Below are 17,388 nucleotides of genomic sequence, written 5' to 3' on the forward strand. Positions count from 1 at the left end.
TCTTTCCTTGATCGGGACCGGCCGGGACGGGGATCGGGAAAGCGGACCGGGGCCCCGGGGGCTCACGCGGCGACCGGGACCTCCGCGTAGCGGCGTGACAGCAAGGCCAGTTCACGCAGGAAGGAGTCCTCGTGCGCCCGGACGAAGAAGTGCCCGCCCGGCATGGTGCGCACCTCGCAGCCGCGCCCCGCGTGCTTGCGCCACGACACCACCTCGGGCACCGACACCAGCCGGTCCCGGCGCCCCGCGAAGAGATGCAGCGGAACGCGCAGTGGCGCCGACGTCGGCGCCACTGGGGACCCCGTGCACAGCATCAGGTCATCACGGGCCACGGGCAGCAGCGCGGAGAGGAAGTCGGGGTGAGAAAGGAGGACTTGGGGAATCCCGCCGAGCGCGGCGAGACTCTCGATCAGCTCCTCGTCGCTGGCCTCCGGACGGGCGATCTGGGGAGCAGGCAGATGGGGCGCCCGGTAGGCGCTGAGGACGACGGCGAGCGGCAGCGGGGCGCTCCGCTGCTGGCGCCGCCAGGCCAGCGAGTAGGCGATCAGCGCGCCCATGCTGTGCCCGTAGAAGAGGTGCGGACGCTCCAGCTCCTCGTCGAGCTCCGCGTCCATGTCGTCGATCAGCGTGCTGAGATCCGTGAAGCGCGGCTCGTCGATCCGGCCCTCGCGGCCGGGGAGCTGTACGGGCAGGACCCGTATGTGTGCGCCATGGGCGTCCAGGGTGCGCTGCCAGCGGCCGTACGCCGAGGCGCCGCCGCCCGCGTACGGAAAGCAGAACAGCCGTACGTCCGAGCTCAGGCACTCGTCGATGCTGCTCCGGGACAGGTATCGTGTCATGTTGCTCCGCCTCGGGGTCAGTCCGGCGTCGGTGCGTCGGCAGGATCCGCCACGCGGTGGATCCGACGGACGACCGGAGGGGCGCGGCCCGGCCGGTGTCGCGGAAGCGGCACGGGAGGGGAGCACACCCGACCGGGAGGACGTCGCCCTCACTGGCGGGGCGGACCCCGGCCGACACAGAGAGCAGCATGCCAAAGGCGGCTAAAGGACGACCAAACCAACTGAGGCCGATGATGGCTGACAAACGCTGCTGAAGGCCGACGGGGGTGCCACCCGGTGGAGCGGCAGGGTCGACGGATGCGTCAGCGTCGGCCGACGGCAAGGTCATGGCCATCTTCCTCGTCCTGGCGGAGATCCGCGGGCACCAGCCAGACGCCGGGACGCATCTCCAGGTGCCCGCCCGCCGCGAATGCGGGGTGCCGCGCGTCGGGCAGTGCGCCACCGGCCTCGGTGAGCCGGACCGTGTGCTCCTGCCAGCGCCGGTCGCCCGTCTCCCGCGCCGCCGCTGAGCAGTCGGCGAGGTAGTGCCGCGCCTCGGCGTCGCGGCCCTGCGCTTGTGCGGTCAGCGCGAGGCCGCGCAGCGCGTGCGCGGTGGCGCGGGCGTCCGCGGCCGTGCGGGCGGCTGAGAGCGCGCCCGAGTATCGCCGTTCCGCGTGGTCCAGCAGTCCCAGGCTCAGGGCAACGTCCGCCTCACCGCACAGACAGCGGGCCTCGCCGGCACGGTCGCCGTGCCGGGTGAACAGCCGCCGGGCGTTCCGGTAACGGTCGACGGCCGCGCGCAAGCAGTGGCGCTGCCAGTCGAGGTCGGCCAGTGCCAACACCACCACGGCCTCACCGTGTTCGTCGGTTGACCGCCGCGCGGCCTCCAGGGCGAGACGGTGGCTCTGCTCCCACTCCTCCCAACGGGCCGTCGCCTCATAGAAACCCGTGGCCGCGGAGGCGATCGAGACACACAGTTGCCACAGCTCTACCGCGTGCGCCTGCCGCACGATCTCGAGGATCCCCTTGGCCTCGTCCTGGAACCACAGCAGCGGCGCCGGGCCCACCAGCGGCGCCGGGTCGATGCCGGTCGGCGTCGCCACCGCGTGCACGCGCAGGTCGCGACCGGGCGTGAGCAGGGCGTCCGCGGTCCTGGCCAGGACCGTGCAGGCTTGGCAGAGCCGCTCGGTCGCCTTTGGCGAGCCGTTGCCGAGGAGTTCGAGTGAAAGCGACCGCAGGAGCGGATGGAATCCGTAGCGGGTCCGCGCCGACCGTCCTGCGGCGGTGCGGGCCTCCAGGAGTTGGGCGCGGACCAGCTCCTCCACGCTCTGTTCGGCCCCCGGCATGTTCGTGCCGAGCAGGGCGACCGCGGACCACGGGGCGAAGGTCGGCTGCGGGGCGAGGCCGAGCAGTCGGAAGGCGTGGCGCTCCGGCGCACCCATCTCCTCGTAGGCAGCGAGCAGGCTGCTGCGGACGTCGAGGTCGCCGAGAGTGAGGGCGCTGAGCCGGGTCCGGTCGTCGGCGAGTCGGCGGACCACGTCCCGCGCGGTCCAGTGCGGGCGGGAGGCGAGGCCGGCGGCGGCGATCCGGAGCGCCAGCGGCAGATGCCCGCACAGTCGGGCGATCTCGGCGCAGGCGTCCTGCCCCGCCTGTATCCGCGCGCCGCCGCAGCGCAGCAGAAAGGCGCGTGCCTCTGCCGCGTCGAACACGTCGAGCACTACATGCCGGGCCTCGCCGATCGCGCTGAGCGGGTGCCGACTCGTCAGAACCACGGTGCTGTCCGGCAGAGCAGAGAGCACGGATCGCATCTGTGCCTCGGAGACGGCGTCGTCCAGTACGAAGAGCATCTTGCGGCCCGCCGTCCGTTTGCGCAGCAGGTTCTCCGGCGGCACATCGCCGAGGGCGTCGTGCCCAGTGCCGTCGGAGGTGGGAGCACCGTCGTTCAGCCGCTGCAACAGCGCGCCCACCACGTCCTGCGGGGCGAGTGGCTTTCCGCTCGCGTTGCGAAGCCGGAGGAAAACACGCCCGTCGGGGAAGTGCTCGTCTGCTTCGTGCGCGAGCCGCGTGACCAGCACAGTTTTGCCGACACCTGGGCGTCCGGACACCGCGAGGATCCGTTCCGCCGTGGTACCGGCCGCGTCCAGGAAGCGCCGCCCCACTGAGAGTTGGGCGCTGCGGCCCGTGAAGTCGGGAATCAGAGGCGGCAGCAGCGTCGGTGTGTCCTGGGGCGCGGCGGGACGCACGGCCGTCGTCCGCTGCTCGTCACCCGCCCAGGCCAGCCGCGGGTCACCAGCGAGGATCCGTTTGTGCAGCCGACTCATCACCGGACCGGGCTCGACCCCGAGTTCGGAGACGAGCGCGAGTCGTGCCTGGCGGTAGACCTTCAGCGCGTCCGACTGCCGGCCCGAGCGGTACAGCGCCACCATCAGATGGCAGTGCAGGGTCTCGCGCAGCGGCTGGTCGTGGACGAGGGACCGCAGTTCGCCGATGAGCTCCTGGTGCCTGCCCAGGTACAGATCGGCGCCGATGCGCTGTTCCAGGACCTCCGTGCGCAACTCGTCGAGCCGGATCGCGGAGCTCTCCAGGGCCGAGCCGTGCGCGATGCCGGACAGCGCAGGACCGGTCCACAGGGCCAGGGCGCGGCTGAGCACGGCGGACGCCTCGGCGTACTCCTTACGGGCATGGGCGGCTCGGCCGTGTTCGCGCAGGGCTTCGAAGACCAACAGGTCGAGGTCGTCCTGGCCCACCTGGAGGAGGTAGCCGGGTGGTCTGGTCAGCAGCGGCTGCTTTCCGTCGGGGGCGCCGCTCAGGAGGTCTTTGCGCAGTTGGGAGACGTAGACCTGCAGCGTGGTCGTGGCGGTGCGCGGCGGCTCGGTGCCCCACAGTTCGTCTATCAGGGTGTGGGTCGACACGATGCTGTTCGCCTGGGTCAGCAGTGTGGCGAGCACGGCCCGCGGCTTGGCCGCGGACGGGGTGACCGGGGCCATCCGGATCGGGCCGAGGACACGGAATCGCATAGTGGACTCAGCAATCCTGCAGGACGGTCACGGCCACCTGCGCCACTTCGCGCGCGCCCTGCAGGAACGACAGATGGAACCGGGCCTGCGGCCGGCCCGCCACGTCCCGCACCGTTTGGCCCTTCGCCTGCACATCGCAGTGCAGCGGGAGGTCCGGTTCGGCGTATCCGCGGAACGCAGCGCGCCAACGGGTGATCAGGCTGTGCTTGGGCAGGAAGCCGTGGAGTTCGGCGGCGGCGAAGAGCGCGGCCTGTCGGGAGACCTCCAGGTAGAGGGCGGCGGGTACGTCATCTGACGTGTCGTCGGGCACCAGGGCCCCGGCAGCCGCTGTGTCCACGGGCATGATCAGTCCGCCGTCCTTGTCCCGCACGGGCAGTCCGACGCAGACGAGATGTGCGGCCGGCTGCCCCACCTGTTCGGGGGCCGGGCTGTCGGCCGAGGTCACACCCGCAGGCAGCCCGGCCGTGCTCTGCTCGCTCTGCCGCCGTCCGGCCGCGCGATGGGCGCGGTGCACTCCGGGGGTGAGGAAGACGAGCCGCCCCTGCGCGGTACCGCAGGTCTGCCCGTCGATCGCCACGGTGGCCCGGCACCCGAGCCCCCGCGGAACGCCGGTGACAACGTCGATGGGGATGAGCTCCAGGTCGAGTGCGAGATGGGCGAGCTCTTCGGTGTGCCGCCATGGCTCGACATCGGTGATCTGGGCCGTCGCGGTGGACATCGCGGTGACGCGCTTGTCCGGCACCCGGAAGTACTGGCGAGCAGCGAACAGCGCGGTCCGGCGCAGCGCCTCGACGGGGAAGAGTAGATCGTGGAAGCGCGGCGTCGGTTCGTCGGGCGCCGACCGCGCGGAGGGCAGCTCGGCAGCGAAGGCGAAGTGCTGGCGGACCGGTGCGTTCGTGCCGAGCAGGTACGCCTCGGGACTGTCCGGCTTGTGCACGAGATGCTGAGGGCCGGGGAAGGAAGGGATGTGTGTGGCCGAGCGGTTCATAACGTTCCTCCGCGGCGTGTGCTGGATCCTGGGAGACCACGAGTCTCGCGCACCGGCCGGTTTCCGGAAAGGAAGCAACTCATGCCTTGGCCATGACGCATTCATGGGTGCGGCTGCAAGGAAACACGAGGATCTCGGCCATCAACTGGTCTTGTTCCTCTGGGAGAGCAGGGCGGTTGCAAGTTCCGGTGTGTTGCGCCTGGTTGGGGAGTGACCGGTTGGGGTGCAGGGCTGCGATGGTGGGGCGGCGTGATCGCAACTTACGGCTGCCTCGTCTGCGCAAGCGGCTCTTTAGAGCCAGCCCGCACGCTACTGGGGAACGGTAGCCGCCGCCGTCGTGCGGGCAGTCTCAAGGGGTCAGCGATGCGCATTCTCTTTACCGTCTTTCCGGCATCGTCACATGTATATCCAGTCGTCCCCCTGGCATGGGCGCTGCAGAGTGCCGGCCACGAGGTCGTGGTGGCTAGCCCTGAGTGTGTGATCGACCCGAACGTAATTGCGAACATCGCCTCAGCAGGCCTCACCGCAGTGTCACTGGGCGGCAAGGAGGAACTCACCGCCTCGCTGGCGCCCCTCATCGCCGCTGCGGGCAGGCCCAGCCGGGGCACGGCGGCGATCGACCCGGATGACGAGAACGCCTGGTGCGCGTCCCGGGCCATGCTGGTTGGCCTGCTCAACGCGTATTATCCGCCAGAGTCGGTGAGCGGCGGACGTCGGCCGGTCCTGGACACGCTGGTGGAATTCGCCCGGGACTGGCGCCCGGACCTGGTGCTGTGGGACCCACTGGCGCCGACTGGGGCGGTGGCCGCACGCACCTGCGGCGCCGCCCACGCCCGTCTTCTGTTCGGCATGGACAACGTCGGTCTGGTCCGTTCCAAGACGCGGCAGGAGCTGGCAGATCCGTCCTCCGGCCTGACGGAGGACCCGTGGATGCCGTGGCTGGGACCGGTACTGGAGCGGTATGGTCTCGACTTCACTGAGGAGACGCTGGTCGGTCAGTGGACCCTGGACCTGAATCCGGCGCGCATGAGCTACCTGGTGGACCTGCCGTACGTACCGGTCCGCCGGATCCCGTACAACGGCGGCAGCAGGCTTCCGGAGTGGCTGCACCACCGGCCCGAGCGGTCCCGTGTGGTGTTCACACTCGGCCAGAGCCGCCGACTCATCGCTGGTCAGCCGAACGGCTTCCCGTTGCGGGAGTTCTTTGACTCTGTCTCCGACCTGGACCTAGAGATCGTCGCGACGCTGAACAGTGACCAGTTGGCCACCATGGGCACGCTCCCGGACAACATCCGTGCCTTCGAGTACGTACCGCTCAATCAGATACTTCCCACCAGCTCGGCCATCATCCACCACGGTGGCGCGGGTACCTTCGGTGCCTCGGTGGCGTTTCAAGTACCGCAGTTGGTCGTACCGCTCCCGTTGTGGGACGAGAAGGTCGTGGCGCAGTACGTCCGCCGCCGGGGCGCGGGACTGGTCGCCGACCCCGCGGCGATCGACGTCGACAGCATGCGGAAAGACCTGCTCCGGCTGATATCGGAACCGTCCTTCCAGATTGGGGCCCGCAGCCTGTACGAGGACATGCTGGCTGCCCCGGCACCGAAGGACGTGCTTCCGGTCCTGGAGAGGCTGACCGCGGAGCATCGCGGCTGAGCGGCCGCGAGCCGCGCGCCGGATCGAAGCGGCATCACCACACACGAATTGAGAGGACCTCCATGAGAGCTCTGGTGCTGGCCGGCGGATCGGGCACCCGTCTTCGGCCTTTCAGCTACTCGATGCCCAAACAGCTCATCCCCATAGCGAACACGCCGGTCCTGGAATACGTCGTGAGGAACATTCTGGACCTGGGCGTGACCGAGATCGGTATCATCGTCGGTGACCGCGTCAACGAGATCCAACAGGCACTCGGGGACGGATCGCGATTCGGAGCGCGTCTGACCTATATCCGGCAGGAGGCTCCCCTCGGCCTTGCCCACACCGTCTCCATCGCCCGGGATTTCCTTGGTGACGACGACTTCGTGATGTACCTGGGCGACAACATGCTGCCCGACGGAATCGCGGATATCGCCGAGGAGTTCGCCGTAGGCCGCTCGGCAGCCCACGTTGTGGTGTGCAAGGTCGCGGACCCGCGCGCCTTCGGCGTGGCTGAGCTGGGGCCCGGCGGTGAGGTGCTGCGCCTGGTGGAGAAACCGCAGCAACCGCGCAGCGACCTGGCCTTGATCGGCGTGTATTTCTTCACCGCGGCCATCCACGAGGCGATCGCGGCCATCAGGCCCAGTGGCCGCGGTGAGTTGGAGATCACCGATGCGATCCAGTGGCTGGTGTCGGCGGGCGCCGACGTACGGGCAAGCCGGTACGAGGGGTACTGGAAGGACACCGGGAAGGTCGGGGACGTTCTCGCGTGCAACGAGCGCATCCTGGACGGCCTCCGGTCCTCCATGGACGGAGAAGTCGACGACGTCAGCGTGCTGGTGGGGCCGGTCGTCGTGGAGGAAGGGGCACGCATCGTGCGCTCCCGCATCAAGGGACCGGCGATCATCGGTGCGGGCACGCTGGTGAAGGACAGTCACATCGGCCCGCACACGTCCGTGGGGCGCGGCTGCGCGGTCATCGGAAGCCGACTGGAGCACTCCATAGTCCTGGACGGGGCGTCGGTCACCGGCGTCCAGGGCCTGCACAGTTCAGTCGTCGGTCGCTCCGCCTCCGTCGGCATCACAAGTCAGAGCGCGGACCGTTACCGACTGGTCGTCGGAGACCACACCCAAGTGGAAGTCGCGGCATGAAGATCCTCGTCACCGGTGGAGCCGGTTTCATCGGCTCCAATTTCGTCCGCAACCTCCTCGCGAACAACTACAAGGGGTACGAGGACGCCCAGGTCACCGTCCTGGACAAGCTGACCTACGCGGGTAACCGCGACAACCTGCCGGCCTCGCACCCGCGCCTGGAGTTTGTCCGGGGCGACATCTGCGACGGGGGGCTGCTGCACGAACTGCTGCCCGGACACGACGCCGTGGTGCACTTCGCGGCGGAGTCCCACGTGGACCGCTCGCTGGCCGACGCAGGAGAGTTCTACCGCACCAATGTCCTGGGCACCCAGACGTTGCTCGACGCCATGCCGGCCAGCGGTGTCCAGCGGGTTGTGCACGTCTCCACTGACGAGGTGTACGGCTCGATGGACGAGGGCTCCTGGACCGAGGGCAGTCCGCTGCTGCCCAACAGTCCCTACGCGGCCTCCAAGGCCTGTTCCGACCTGGTGGCCCGCGCCTACTGGCGCACACACCGAGTGAACCTCTCCGTCACGCGCTGCTCCAACAACTACGGGCCGTACCAGCACCCCGAGAAGCTCATCCCGCTGTTCGTCACCAACCTGCTCGAGGGGAAGCAGGTGCCGCTGTACGGCAACGGACGCAATATCCGCGAGTGGCTGCACGTGGACGACCACTGTCGCGGTATCCATCTCGTGCTCCAAAGCGGCCGGGCCGGCGAGATCTACAACATCGGCGGCGGCAACGACCGGACCAACCGCGCCATCACCGAGCGTCTGCTCGAACTGACCGGCTCGGGGCAGGAGATGATCCGCCACGTCGCCGACCGCGAGGCACACGACCTGCGGTACTCCATCGATGATTCCAAGATCCGTGAAGAATTGGGCTACGAGCCGTGGACCGGATTCGAGGAGGGCCTGGCCGCCACAGTGGAGTGGTACCGCGACAATCCCGGCTGGTGGAAGGCCGTCAAGTACGGGGCTGAGGGTGCGGGCGTCTGACAACGGCGGAGCCGCCGGGCTTCGTGTCGCGGTGCTCGGGGGCACCGGGTACCTGGGCCGCTGTATCGGAGAGGCGTTCTCCGCCGACGGTTCCGTGGTGCACCTGGTGTCCCGGAGCCCGGCACCGGACGGCCCGGGGGACCCGCGCTTCGTCCCCATGGACCTGCTGGCCACCGGCCCACGGGAACTCACCGGGTTCTTCGGGTCTTTGCGGCCTGATGTGATCGTCAACGCCGCCGGCCGGGTCTGGGACGGCGACGAGGCCCAGATGACCGCGAGCAACGCAGAGCTGGTCGTCCGTGTCCTGGAGTCACTTGGCGGCCTGCCACGTCCGCCACGGCTGATCCAGCTCGGCAGCGTCCACGAGTACGGCGCCGGTATACCGGGCGTCGGCCTCTCCGAGGAGCACGAGCCTGATCCCGTCACACCGTACGGGCGCACCAAACTCGTCGGCACCCGGGTCGTGCTACGGGCCGCGGCGGACCACGGCGTGGACGGTGTGGTGCTGCGCCTCGCCAATGTGATCGGTGCCGTGGTGCCGGCCCGTAGCCTCTTCGGCATGGTCGCCGCGCACCTCGGCGAGGCCGCCCGTGCCCGGTCCCTGAGCGAGAAGCCCCAAGAGCTCAGACTCCCGCCGCTGCGCGTACACCGCGACGTCGTGGATGTGGACGACGTTGTCGACGCCGTACGGACCGCTGCCACTGCACCAAGAACGGACGTCAGCGGCCAGGTGATCAATATCGGTGGCGGCGAAGCGGTCTCGATGCGTGTGCTGATCGACCGCATGGTCGAACTCAGCGGCGTGAACATCCCGGTCGTCGAGGCCGTTCCTGACCAGTCGCCACGCTCTGCCGCGCAGTGGCAGCAACTGGACATCTCACGAGCGATGCGACTCCTGGGGTGGAAGCCGCGGCGCGCCCTCGATGCCTCGCTGCGGAACCTGCTCGCGGCCACAGTGCCGGTGCCGGCCAATGGAAGGGAATGACGATGAGCGACAACAAGGAAATGGTGCTGGACGCGGTCCGCAGGTACCACCAGGAGACCGCACCAGAGGTCCGGTTCGAGCCCGGCGTGACCGAGATCTGGCCGTCCGGCGCGGTCCTGGATGAAGAGGACCGGGTCGCCATCGTCGAGGCCGCACTGACCATGCGCATCGCCGCCGGACCCAGTTCCAGGAAGTTCGAATCCGACTTCGCCAAGCTCCTGAAGCGACGAAAGGCCCATCTGACGAACTCGGGTTCGTCGGCGAACCTCCTTGCTGTCTCGGCTCTCACTTCGCACACGCTCGGTGACAGGCGGCTGAAACCGGGGGACGAGGTGGTCACTGTCGCGGCGGGGTTTCCCACCACCGTCAACCCGATCCTGCAGAACGGGCTCATACCCGTCTTTGTGGACGTGGACCTGCCAACATACAACACCACAGCCGACCGGGTGGCGCAGGCGATCGGACCCAAGACGCGGGCGATCATTATCGCTCATGCGCTCGGCAACCCCTTCGAGGTGGCCGAGGTGGCCCAGCTCGCCAAGGACCACGACCTTTTCTTCGTCGAAGACAACTGCGACGCGGTCGGCTCCACCTACGACGGTCGGATCACCGGCACCTTCGGCGACATGAGCACCGTCAGCTTCTACCCCGCGCACCACCTCACCATGGGTGAGGGCGGTTGCGTCCTCACCTCCGACCTCCGCCTGGCCCGCGTCGTGGAATCGCTGCGCGACTGGGGGCGGGACTGCTGGTGCGAACCCGGTAAGAACAACACCTGCTTCAAACGGTTCGAGTACCAGATGGGCAACCTTCCCGCCGGGTACGACCACAAATACATTTTCTCCCACGTGGGTTACAACCTGAAGGGAACCGACATCCAGGCGGCGCTGGGCCTGACGCAGCTCGCCAAGGTCGACAGCTTCATCGAGGCGCGACGGCACAACTGGCGGCGGCTGCGCGAGGGGCTGGACGGCCTGCCGGGCCTGTTGCTCCCCGAGCCGACCCGACGGTCCGATCCGAGCTGGTTCGGCTTCGTCATCACCGTCGAACCCGAGGCCCGCTACACGCGCGCCGAACTGGTCGCGCACTTGGAGGAATGCAAGATCGGAACCCGGCGGCTGTTCTCCGGCAACCTCACGCGCCAGCCCGCGTACATCGGCCAACCGCACCGCGTCGTCGGCGACCTCACCAACAGCGACATCATCACCGAGCACACCTTCTGGATCGGTGTCTACCCGGGGCTCACGGACGAGATGCTGGACTACGTGGTCGCCACGATCAAGGAGTTTGTGGCCCGGCATGGCTGAGAGTCCGCCGGCCGAACCCGCTTCCGGAAGAGGCCGGGGCGCTGCTGTACGAGGTCGCGCACCAGCACGCGGCCACAAGTCGGCGACTGCCGATCCACTCGGCCGCCTCGACGCGGCGTGACATGCGCGACACGGCCGCATCCACATCACCAGAAAGGCAGGGGAGTTACTCCGATGCCGTCCCACGTTCTCCAGGCGCGTGAGATCCAGAGCCTGTCGGCACGCATCGCCATGTCGGCCGCAATCACTCAAGGTGTACAGCTGGGCACCGAGCGTTTCGATGACTGGCTTGCCGAACGGCGCAAGGCCAACACCTTCCGGGTGGACCGAATACCGTTCGCGGAAATGGACGGTTGGTCGTTCCAGGAACACACCGGGAACCTGGTGCACCACAGCGGCCGGTTCTTCACCATCGAGGGCCTGCACTTCACGGAGGACGGGCAACCGCATGGCGACGGTCCGTACAACGACTGGTACCAGCCCATCATGAGACAGTCCGAGGTGGGCATCCTCGGTATTCTCGTCAAGGAGTTCGACGGGGTGCTGCACTTTCTGATGCAGGCGAAGATGGAGCCGGGCAATCCGAACCTGCTCCAGCTCTCGCCCACGGTCCAGGCGACCCGCAGCAACTACACCAAGGCCCACAAGGGCGGGGACGTCAAGTACATCGAGTACTTCGTCGGGCCGAACCGCGGCCGGATTGTCGCGGACGTGCGCCAGTCCGAGCACGGCTCGTGGTTCTTCCGCAAGTCCAACCGCAACATGGTTGTGGAGGCAGTGGGCGACGTGCCGCTGCTGGACGACTTCTGCTGGCTTACTCTCGGTCAGATCAACGAGCTGCTACACCGGGACAATGTGGTCAACATGGACTCGCGTACGGTGCTGTCCTGCCTGCCTGTCGGGGACGCGTCGGGCGACGCCCTGCTCTCCGACACCGAACTGCTCTCATGGATCACAGGTGAGCGCACACGGCACTGTGTGCGAACCGAGCGGGTCCCGCTGGACCTCCTTCCCGACTGGAAGCGCCACGACAGTGTGATCGAACACGAAACGGGCAGCTACTTCAATGTCGTGGCCGTGTCCGCACAGGCAGAGAACCGTGAGGTGGCGGGCTGGACCCAGCCCCTGTTCGAGCCGGTCGGCTCGGGCATCATCGCCTTCCTCACGCGCGATTTCGGTGGTATCCCACATGTGCTGGTGCATGCCCGGATCGAACCCGGACTCCTCGACACCATCGAGCTGGGACCGACCGTGCAGTACACGCCGCACAACTACGCCCACGTGCACGAGAAGGAGCACCCCCTGTTCGCGGACTCGGTGCTTCGTGCCGGTGCCGACCGCATCCGCTACGACGTCGTGCATGCAGAGGAAGGCGGCCGCTTCCTCAACGCCGAGAGCCGCTGTCTCGTCGTCGAGGCAGACGAGGCAGACGCTCCGCTGGACCCTCCGCCTGGCTACGCCTGGGTCACCCCCGCGCAACTCACGTCCCTGGTCCAGCACAGCCACTACCTCAACGTCCAGGCGCGCACCATGCTTGCTTGTCTCAACGCAATGAAGACCAGCACCCGATGACCGGCCCCCTCCGTGTGGGGGTGATCGGATGCGCGGATATAGCGGTACGCCGCATGCTTCCCGCCTTCGCCTCCTGTCCCGACATCGAGATTGCGGCAGTGGCCAGCCGTGACCTGGCCAAGGCGCGGCAGGTCGCGGAGCGCTTCGGCTGCCGTGCCATCCACGGATACGGCGAGCTCCTGGAACTGGACGACATCCAGGCCGTCTATGTGCCGCTCCCCGCGGCCCTGCACGCCCGGTGGATCGAGGCGACCCTGCATACGGGCAGACACGTTCTCGCCGAGAAGCCCGTGACCACCCACTACGACCGCACCAGGGACCTACTCGAACTCGCCGCCTCTCGTGACCTGGTGCTCATGGAGAACATCATGTTCGTCCATCATCACCGGCACAGGGTCGTACAGCGCATGGTCGCAGACGGCGCGATAGGTGAACTGCGCTCATTCCACGCGGCGTTCACCATTCCCCCGCTTGCGGACAGTGACATCAGGTACAATGCGAACCTCGGCGGTGGGGCGTTGGCGGACGTCGGGGTCTATCCCCTCCGGGCCGCACTGCACTTCCTGGGCCCCGAACTCGACGTCATCGGCGCTTGCCTCGTCCAGGGTGCCGGACGGCAGGTCGAAACCTCCGGCGCTGCGTTGCTGAGTACTCCCGGCAGCGTCACGGCCCAGATCACCTTCGGCATGGAGCACACCTACCGCTCATCTTACGAGCTGCGGGGAAGCGAGGGCGGCATTACCGTCGACCGGGCGTTCACCCCGCCCGCCGGCGATGTCCCCGTGATCGGCCTCCACCGCGGCGCGAAGGCCGAGGAGATCCGGCTTGAGCCGCACGATCAGGTGGCGGCCACCGTGGCGACCTTCGTCGCTGCGGTGCGCGCTGGAACCCGCCCAGATGTCGGCGACACACTGCGGCAGTCAGAACTTCTCAGTAGGATAAGCCGACTTGCCTCGCGCAGCAGACGTGTCGGGACGTTGTCAGTGCCGGGTCGGGCGATTCGGGTGAGCGGCTGCGCGTAGAGAAGGACGAGCACCGCGGCGACGCGGTCCTGGAGCGGCACGTCGTCGTGGACAGGAGCTGTCGCAGCAGCGCGAGCCGCCGGTGCTGAGCGATCGGAGCGGGATTGCTTGTGGAGAAGCGGGCCACCCGCTTGTTCTCCTCGGACATACTCGCCCCCGATGCTGCTCGGGCCGAAGCGGCCGTTCCTGTCCGAGCCGCCCCTCACCGACGGCGAGCGGGCCGCAGTCAATCCCTGACCGAGATCGTCTTTTCCCAACTCGCCAACCCCACCTGGCCCTGTCCGCAAAGCGATGGACGGGGCCCTACCGCGTCGCCCCTGGCACCGATACGGGCTCGCTGTCCGAAACGAGGCGACGGTCCGACCGCCGTCCCACCCATGACGAACGCCGTCCAGGGGAGGTTCGGCCACGGCATCCACCAGGACAGGGTCGGTTTCCGGCCATCTCACCCGCCGCGGCGAAGCGTGACGGCTGCCGAGGCCTGTGTCGCGGCGTGGTCACGGGATGCCCTGCCGGCATCAACCTCCTGAGTGACGCCTGTCGTCAACACGGTTTGCCTGGAATCAACGTGCCCTCCGGATCAGGGCGAACCGGGCCCCCTCGGGATCCGCCACGGTGGTCACGCGGCCGTGGGTGGTGTCCCGGGCGGGGGTGAGGACGCGCCCGCCCAGGGCGACGAGACGTTCGGTCGCCTCGTCGGTGTCGGCGACCTCGAAGTACGTCATCCAGTGCGGGCCCCGGTCGCGTGGTAGGGCCCGGCCCACCCCGTGCACTCCGGCGACCGGACGGCCGTCGAGGTGCAGGGCCACCCGGTCGGCGTCGGCGGAGCCGTGCGGCTTTGGGTCGTAGGCGAACAGCCTGGTGTAGAACGTGGCGGCGCCCGCGGTCTCGTAGGTCAGCAGTTTGTGCCACACCGGTGTGCCGGGCACCCCGGCGAGCTCCGCGCCGGGATGCGCCTCGGCCTGCCACAGGCCGAAGACCGCGCCCCACGGGTCGGAGCCGATCGCCAGCCGCCCGTTGCCGCCCCCGTCCAGCGGGCCCACCCCGATCGTGCCGCCGCACAGCCGTACCTGCTCAGCCGTCAGGTCCACGTCGTCCGAGGCGAGATACGGCGTCCACGCCACCGACAGATGCTCGCCGGGCGGAAGTTGTCCGATACCTCCCACCTCGCGGCCGTCCAGCAGGGCCCGGACGCCGGGACCGAGCCGACGGGGTACGGGCTGGAACTCCCAGCCGAAGAACTCCCCGTAGAAGGCCTGGGCGGCGGCCATCTCCTGGACCATCAGGCTTACCCGGCAGGGTGTTCCGGGTCTGTTGCGGGCGTGTGCCCGGCCGTTCGGGACATCCGGCTCCGGTGCCTCGGTCATCGTCACCTTCCCCTCGGCCCCTGCGACGGGCGCCTCGATTCCGTTCCCCGGACCCGTTGCCGACGCTCCGTCACCCGTGCCGGGCGCGCGCGGGCGCGCACCCCGAGGTGCCTGCGAGGCCGGGTCCCGTCCGGAATGTGCCCGGTGTGCGGTGTCCGGCCTGTTTCGTCGCGCTTACCGAAGGATGTCGATCGGCTGTACAGCATGTGTCCGATCCCGTACGCCTCGTGATCGGACCTGTCCGGCCGAGCAGAGTAGCCCGACCTGGACGATGCGGCCACCCCGTGCGCAAGGATGGGACCATGAACGCCATCATCTCCGCATCCGATCTCGCGAACGCCCTCGCGGGGCCGCGGCCTCCCGTGCTGCTCGACGTCCGCTGGCAGCTCAGCCTGGCCGCGGCGGCCGGCGCGGCGCCCTTCGACGGGCGCGCCGCCCATGCGGCCGGGCACATTCCCGGCGCCGTCTTCGTCGACCTGGACCGTGAACTGACCTCGCCGCCGGGCAAGGGCGGCCGCCATCCGCTGCCCGACCTGGAGGTGTTCGGCGCCGCGATGCGCCGTGCCGGGGTGTCGACGGCCCGGCCGGTCGTTGTGTACGACGGCGGACTGGGTTGGGCGGCGGCCCGCGCGTGGTGGTTGCTGCGCTGGACCGGACACCCCGACGTGCGGGTCCTGGACGGGGGCCTGGAGGCCTGGGAGGGCCCGCTGGAGACCGCCGTGCCCGAGCCGGCCGAGGGTGACTTCGTACCGGAGCCCGGCGCGCTGCCGCTGCTCGACGCCGACGGGGCCGCGGCGCTGGCGCGGTCCGGGGTGCTGTTCGACGCGCGCGCGGGGGAGCGTTACCGGGGCGAGGTGGAGCCGATCGACCCGGTGGGCGGCCACATCCCGGGCGCGGTGTCCGCGCCGACCACGGAGAACGCCGGCCCGGACGGGAAGTTCCTGCCGGCCGAGGAACTACGGGCGCGATTCGCGAAGTTGGGCGCGGCCGACGGGCGCGACGTCGGTGTCTACTGCGGCTCCGGTGTCTCCGCGGCGCACGAGGCGCTGGCGCTGGCCGTCGCCGGGATCCCGGCCGCGCTGTACGTGGGCTCGTGGTCGGAGTGGTCCTCGGATCCGTCCCGGCCGGTCGCGGTGGGGCCGGACCCGCAGTGACGGGACCGGCAGTGACAGGACGTCAGGTCGCCGGCTGGGAAAGATACTCATAACGAGTGATGGTCGGTCAGCCGGAACGGCCCACACCGAGCCACCGGACCACCAGGACCCCTGCGGCGACGCCCCGCACAGGGAAGGGCCGCACCAGTCGGGTGCCCTTCCCTTGTACGGGCTTGCCGCTGCGCGCTAATCCTGCTTCTTGCGGCGTGTGCCGAACACGATCTCGTCCCAGCTCGGCACGGCGGCCCGGCGTCCGGGCCGGACCCCGTCCGCCTCGGCCTGGCGGTCGGTGGCGCCGGTGAGGCGGTCGCGGTGGCTGGTGACGGAGCGCGGCATGAGGACGTCCGCGTAGGCGGAGCCGGCCGAGGCCGCGGGGGCCGGGGGCTCCTCGGCCACCAGGTCCTCTTCGGGCTCCTCCACGGGCTCCGGCGCGCGCTCGGGCACCACCAGGTCGCCGCGGAAGCTCGGCACCGCCTCCAGCAGGCTGGTCAGCGTGTCGCGTTCGCCCACGCTCTCCTCGGCGGGCTCGGGCGCCTGGCCCGGCAGCGCCGGACGGTCCCGGTCGAAGGAACGCTCGCGCGGCAGACGCGCGATGCGCGGCACGAACGGAAAGCTGGGTTCCGGGGCGCCTAGGTCGTCGGACTCCCCGATCAGGGCGCGTGCCTCGTCGTCCACGGCCTGCACCAGACGCCGCGGCGGGTCGTAGGTCCAGCTCGCCGAGTGCGGTTCGCCCGCGACCCGGTAGACCAGCAGGACCTCCCAGGTGCCGTCGTCGCGGCGCCAGGAGTCCCACTGGGCGGTGTCCTTCTCGGCGCCGCGCAGCAGCAGCCGCTCCTGGACGGTCTCGCCGAGCAGCGGACCGGAGTTCTCGCCAGGGCGGCGGACGGGGGTCTTGCGGGCCCGCTCGGCCATGAAGGCGCGCTCGGCGAGGACGGGGCCCTCGAAGCGCCGTACCCGGTCGACGGGGATGCCGGCGAGCTGGGCGACCTCTTCCGCGGTCGCGCCCGCTCGTATCCGGGCCTGGATGTCGCGGGGGCGGAGATGGCTCTCCACCTCGATCTCGATCTGGCCGAGGCGGGGACGGTCGCCGCGCACGGCGGCGCGGAGCCGTTCGTCGATCGGAAGCGTGTACTCCGTGCTGTCCGCAGCCTTGAGCACCAGCCGTGTGCCGTCATTGGAGACGGCCACGACACGCAGTTCGGGCATGGGGACCTCCCGGGTGGTGCCTGCCGACGTCACGTGCGTCGCTGCTTCCGCTAGTCGAGTGTGGCCTGCCCGGGTGCAGCCTGCCACAACCTTGCCGAGTTGCCCGGCGTGTCGGGCACGGGCCCTGGAACGCCGTTATGGCACGGTTACCTGTTCACAACGCTAAGTGACCAACTCCGTCACCCT

The 17,388-nt window shown here is 69.3% G+C and carries 13 protein-coding genes; 8 read left to right on the forward strand and 5 right to left on the reverse strand.

Features of this window, described 5'->3' with window-relative positions:
* Positions 1-62: 62 nt before the first annotated feature.
* From ACTYVM_RS31380 to ACTYVM_RS31390, 3 genes are all read right to left on the reverse strand, one after another.
* Positions 63-839, reverse strand: a complete 777-nt coding sequence (locus ACTYVM_RS31380; protein ID WP_445529223.1) for a thioesterase II family protein — start codon at positions 837-839, stop codon at positions 63-65.
* 302 nt (positions 840-1,141) lie between these two features.
* Positions 1,142-3,835 (reverse strand): AfsR/SARP family transcriptional regulator, encoded by a 2,694-nt coding sequence (locus ACTYVM_RS31385; protein WP_445529224.1) that lies wholly within the window; start codon positions 3,833-3,835, stop codon positions 1,142-1,144.
* A gap of 7 nt (positions 3,836-3,842) precedes the next feature.
* Positions 3,843-4,823 carry an AfsA-related hotdog domain-containing protein gene (locus tag ACTYVM_RS31390; RefSeq protein WP_445529225.1) on the reverse strand — a complete coding sequence of 327 codons (981 nt, stop codon included), beginning with the start codon at positions 4,821-4,823 and terminating at the stop codon, positions 3,843-3,845.
* A gap of 363 nt (positions 4,824-5,186) precedes the next feature.
* Between ACTYVM_RS31390 and ACTYVM_RS31395 the strand changes: the two genes are divergently transcribed.
* From ACTYVM_RS31395 to ACTYVM_RS31425, 7 genes are all read left to right on the forward strand, one after another.
* Positions 5,187-6,476, forward strand: a complete 1,290-nt coding sequence (locus ACTYVM_RS31395) for a nucleotide disphospho-sugar-binding domain-containing protein (RefSeq protein ID WP_445529270.1) — start codon at positions 5,187-5,189, stop codon at positions 6,474-6,476.
* A 62-nt stretch (positions 6,477-6,538) separates the two neighbouring features.
* Entirely contained in the window at positions 6,539-7,606 is a 1,068-nt protein-coding gene (locus ACTYVM_RS31400; protein ID WP_445529226.1) for a glucose-1-phosphate thymidylyltransferase, read from the forward strand.
* On the forward strand, positions 7,603-8,589 hold the full coding sequence (gene rfbB, locus ACTYVM_RS31405) for a dTDP-glucose 4,6-dehydratase (protein WP_445529227.1): 987 nt from the start codon (positions 7,603-7,605) through the stop codon (positions 8,587-8,589). Before ACTYVM_RS31400 ends, rfbB begins: the two co-directional genes overlap by 4 nt.
* Positions 8,576-9,574: an NAD-dependent epimerase/dehydratase family protein gene (locus ACTYVM_RS31410; RefSeq protein WP_445529228.1), complete on the forward strand. Its 999-nt coding sequence runs from the start codon at positions 8,576-8,578 to the stop codon at positions 9,572-9,574. Before rfbB ends, ACTYVM_RS31410 begins: the two co-directional genes overlap by 14 nt.
* Before the next feature lie 2 nt (positions 9,575-9,576).
* Positions 9,577-10,881: a lipopolysaccharide biosynthesis protein RfbH gene (gene rfbH / locus ACTYVM_RS31415; RefSeq protein ID WP_445529271.1), complete on the forward strand. Its 1,305-nt coding sequence runs from the start codon at positions 9,577-9,579 to the stop codon at positions 10,879-10,881.
* Positions 10,882-11,055: 174 nt separating this feature from the next.
* Positions 11,056-12,453 (forward strand): NDP-hexose 2,3-dehydratase family protein, encoded by a 1,398-nt coding sequence (locus ACTYVM_RS31420; protein ID WP_445529229.1) that lies wholly within the window; start codon positions 11,056-11,058, stop codon positions 12,451-12,453.
* On the forward strand, positions 12,450-13,475 hold the full coding sequence (locus ACTYVM_RS31425) for a Gfo/Idh/MocA family protein (RefSeq protein ID WP_445529272.1): 1,026 nt from the start codon (positions 12,450-12,452) through the stop codon (positions 13,473-13,475). The genes ACTYVM_RS31420 and ACTYVM_RS31425 overlap by 4 nt, the downstream gene beginning before the upstream one ends.
* Before the next feature lie 563 nt (positions 13,476-14,038).
* Here ACTYVM_RS31425 and ACTYVM_RS31430 read toward each other — a convergent pair.
* Entirely contained in the window at positions 14,039-14,842 is an 804-nt protein-coding gene (locus ACTYVM_RS31430) for a VOC family protein (protein ID WP_445529230.1), read from the reverse strand.
* Between the two features lie 302 nt (positions 14,843-15,144).
* On the opposite strand from ACTYVM_RS31430, the gene ACTYVM_RS31435 reads away from it, so the two are divergent.
* On the forward strand, positions 15,145-15,996 hold the full coding sequence (locus ACTYVM_RS31435; RefSeq protein WP_445529231.1) for a sulfurtransferase: 852 nt from the start codon (positions 15,145-15,147) through the stop codon (positions 15,994-15,996).
* A 186-nt stretch (positions 15,997-16,182) separates the two neighbouring features.
* Here ACTYVM_RS31435 and sepH read toward each other — a convergent pair whose 3' ends face one another.
* Positions 16,183-17,202, reverse strand: coding sequence for a septation protein SepH (sepH, locus tag ACTYVM_RS31440; RefSeq protein ID WP_445529232.1), 1,020 nt, complete (start codon positions 17,200-17,202; stop codon positions 16,183-16,185).
* Positions 17,203-17,388: the final 186 nt, after the last annotated feature.

The organism is Streptomyces cyslabdanicus (genome assembly GCF_052663305.1).